This is a genomic window from Paenibacillus sp. GCM10027630 (assembly GCF_042676305.1).
GTDB lineage: Bacteria > Bacillota > Bacilli > Paenibacillales > NBRC-103111 > Paenibacillus_S.
The window spans coordinates 1-3,333 of sequence record NZ_JBHTGY010000074.1 but is presented as its reverse complement, the minus strand read 5'-3'; the positions used below and the strand labels follow the sequence as shown (position 1 = coordinate 3,333).

The following is a 3,333-nucleotide window of genomic DNA, read 5'->3' as shown; positions in this document are numbered from 1 at the left end:
CTACCAGTGGGGATTAAAAAAGATGACCCCTGATGAATACAGAAGTCATCTTCTTTCAGCCTAGTAGCTTTTTATTACGTGTCCATAAATTGGGTCACAGTTCAGATTGCAGTAGAGGGGCTCTTTTTTTTGTAGAATAGGAAGATAGGATTATCTTTTCATGCTCAGCCTCGACAAGTATGCTTGTTTTGAGGATGAAGAAGGCATCTGTTATTGATTTATAGTCTGTTTAAACATTTGCATTAGGATCGTGTTTAGGATCCAGGGATAAGATGGTTTTACAGAACATACAACGGTCTGTTTTGCCAAGCAGCTTGGTTGGTTTGCCGCATTCAGGGCATTCGATCACGGTTGTGCTTGTGGACATCATACCGGCCCAGAAATACACTGCCATGCTTGCTAGCATAGCTATTGCTCCCAGAACCATAAAGATACCGGCCATAATTTTACCGGCAGCCCCCCAGTTAAATACAATTCCAGCCAACCCGACAATCATAAGCAGCATGCCGCCCATTGTTAACATAAGGCCCCATAACCGGAACTCATTGACTTTACTTGATTTGAATTTCATCGTTGTCACTTCTTTCTTCCAAAATAAATTGTGATAGTTGTCACATAATTAATGCAGGAAACCGACCAACTTTGTAGAAATAAGATGTATCAACGAAAAGTGAGTTTTGGAGGCTGCAGCGATGAATGCCATAAAGGAACAGCTGGTTGCCAGGCTCCGTGAAGATGAAGCAGTTATCAGTATATTGGCGGTGGATAATCCATCATTGTTTTCCGCTATCACGGACGGATTTGATCTGCTCCTGCTGGTCATCTCAAAAGAAGACCTGAAAACCGATCAACAATATCATTATATAAAAGACAACTGCCGTATACAAGAAAGATGGATAAGTCCTTCTGATCTTGAGAGCTTGATTTTGCACGGGGAGCATCGAAACCTCATCTACTGGATCTTAAAAGGAGAGATTCTTCTGGATCGAGAAACGTATTTAGAAGGCTTGAGGCACCGTACTTTGGAGTTTCCGGCAGAATTGCGCGAACATAAGCTGATCATTGAATTTTCCAGATTTTTGAGAAGATATTTGGAGAGCAAGGAATACATTTTGGAAGATCACGTTCTGGATGCCTACAATAACATCTTGGATGCGCTGCATCATTGGGCCAGGATTGTTATCATTGAAGCGGGGATTCATCCTGAAGTAACCGTTTGGCGCCAGATCAAGTCGATCAATCCCGGGGTTTACAAGCTGTATGAGGAACTAACATTAAGTACAGAAACTCTGAAGCAGCGTGTGCAACTGGTACTGCTCGCTTGTGAGTTCTCTGTCATGAACAAGATGGAGCGCTGCTGCAAAATGTTATTGGATGTTCTCTCAAGCCGTGAGCAAGCCTGGAGCTTATATGAGCTTCAACAGCATGAGAAGTTAGCGGATATCCGGATGGAGCTTCCTTTATTGCTCAATAGATTGGTGAAAAAGTCATTGGCCAAAGAAATCATCTACACTTCAGATATACATGTTTCTGAATTGGAAATCCGTTATATGAACATGTAAGGTTTATTTGATAAAAAGTTTACAATAAAGCGACATGCAAATTGTTTTCTGATATAATCGTGTTAATTGAATACCACTAGGGGAGCCCTTATTTCAAAAGCGGGGCTGAGAGAAGGAAGCTTGTTCCTTGACCCTTGGAACCTGATTGGCATGCAGTCTGCATGCTTCTGGATGATACCAGCGTAGGGAAGTGGACGAAAGTAATCAAGCTGATTTTCAGTGTGATTTACAGAGTCAACCCTTATGGGGTTGGCTTTTTTTGTTGATTTGATTGGTAAAAGAGTTTAGGAAAGCGGGGTGTGCATGGTGCAATTGGTCATTAATGGCGAAAACAGAGAAGTAACGGAAGTTTCAACGATTACTGATTTATTGGTTTTGTTTAAGCTGGAGCAAAAAATTTTGGTAGTTGAGCTTAATCGCGAAATCATAGAACGGACACAGTATGACTCAATGGCGCTTAAGGAAGGGGACCGACTCGAAATTGTTCATTTTGTAGGCGGAGGCTAAATAGCTGTAACCCTGATTTTATTCAAAACTATTCTATTGGAGGCTTAACGCTATGAGTGACATTTTAAAGATCGGTCCATATGAATTTAAATCCAGACTGCTGTTAGGAACGGGGAAGTTTACATCTCTTGATATTCAAAATCAAGCAGTACAGGCCTCGGAGGCCGATGTATTGACATTTGCGATTCGTCGCTTGCCTATTGACAACCCTGAAGCGCCTAATTTTCTGGAGACCTTGGATTTAAAAAAGTTTACCTTGCTTCCTAATACTGCTGGAGCTTACTCCGTAGAAGAGGCTGTACGTATTGCCAAGCTCGCTAAAGCTACAGGTTTATGCGATATGATCAAAGTGGAGGTTATTGGTGATCCAAGAACGTTGCTGCCTGACCCTATAGGTACATTAGAGGCTACCAAGATTTTGGTGGATCTCGGCTTTATTGTGCTGCCCTACACATCAGACGATCCGATATTGGCTCGCAAGCTTCAGGAGGCAGGTGCTGCTGCGGTAATGCCGGGAGCGTCACCGATCGGTTCAGGACAGGGTATTGCTAATCCAAATCAGCTGCGGTTTATTATTGAGGAGGCCAAAGTTCCTGTAATTGTGGATGCAGGGATTGGAGGGCCTGCAGATGCTGCTCTGGCTATGGAGCTTGGGGCTGACGGAGTATTGTTGAATACTGCAGTTGCGGGTGCGGGGAATCCGGCATTAATGGCCGAGGCGTTTAAGCTTGCCGTTATCGCAGGGCGTAAAGGCTTCTTGGCAGGACGTATTGCAAAAAAACGCTATGCTTCTGCAAGTAGTCCTGAGGAAGGCATGATTGAATAAAGGGCATAGAGAGCGAACATATTTGCTATAATAAGTGAGGGATAGTGGGAGAGAGCCAAGTCCTTGTTAATGAGGCGGTTCTCTTTTTTCTTCTTTTTTAAAAAAAGATTAGTTTTATGCTTGACTTTATATATTAGCCCATGATATATTACTCCTCGCCGCTAAAAAGGCAAGTTGATTTAGAAAGCTTTACCAAGTGATGTTTTGAAATAAATTAAAAAATATTACTTGCAATCAACTAGGTCGATGTGGTATATTAAGAAAGTCGCCGCTAAAAACAGCGACAACAAATGACAAAAGAAGATATGAAGCAAAAAGTATCGCTTTGTCAATGATTGCCCTTTGAAAACTGAACAACGAGTGAGTGTTAAAATAGAGAATGTAAATTCTCGCTAGCATTACTTTTGAGCTTAAGACAAGCTTGCGTTAAACGGTCTT

Annotated in this window: 4 protein-coding genes and 1 riboswitch; of the genes, 3 read left to right on the top strand and 1 reads right to left on the bottom strand. The window is 42.1% G+C overall.

All coding sequences use genetic code 11. From position 1 onward, the window contains the following. Positions 1 to 229: 229 nt before the first annotated feature. Positions 230 to 571 carry a DUF2614 family zinc ribbon-containing protein gene (locus ACFQ0C_RS31710; RefSeq protein ID WP_379372879.1) on the bottom strand — a complete coding sequence of 114 codons (342 nt, stop codon included), beginning with the start codon at positions 569 to 571 and terminating at the stop codon, positions 230 to 232. Between the two features lie 121 nt (positions 572 to 692). On the opposite strand from ACFQ0C_RS31710, the gene ACFQ0C_RS31705 reads away from it, so the two are divergent. The 3 genes from ACFQ0C_RS31705 to ACFQ0C_RS31695 all read left to right on the top strand — a co-directional run bounded on the left by ACFQ0C_RS31705 (position 693) and on the right by ACFQ0C_RS31695 (position 2,895). Further along, the gene (locus ACFQ0C_RS31705; RefSeq protein ID WP_379372877.1) at positions 693 to 1,562 is read left to right on the top strand and encodes a nucleotidyltransferase-like protein; all 870 of its coding nucleotides are present in this window, start codon (positions 693 to 695) and stop codon (positions 1,560 to 1,562) included. A 68-nt stretch (positions 1,563 to 1,630) separates the two neighbouring features. Then, positions 1,631 to 1,768: riboswitch (TPP riboswitch) on the top strand. A gap of 100 nt (positions 1,769 to 1,868) precedes the next feature. Next, positions 1,869 to 2,069, top strand: coding sequence for a sulfur carrier protein ThiS (gene thiS, locus ACFQ0C_RS31700; RefSeq protein ID WP_258217417.1), 201 nt, complete (start codon positions 1,869 to 1,871; stop codon positions 2,067 to 2,069). 52 nt (positions 2,070 to 2,121) lie between these two features. Beyond that, positions 2,122 to 2,895, top strand: a complete 774-nt coding sequence (locus ACFQ0C_RS31695; protein ID WP_308862384.1) for a thiazole synthase — start codon at positions 2,122 to 2,124, stop codon at positions 2,893 to 2,895. Positions 2,896 to 3,333: the final 438 nt, after the last annotated feature.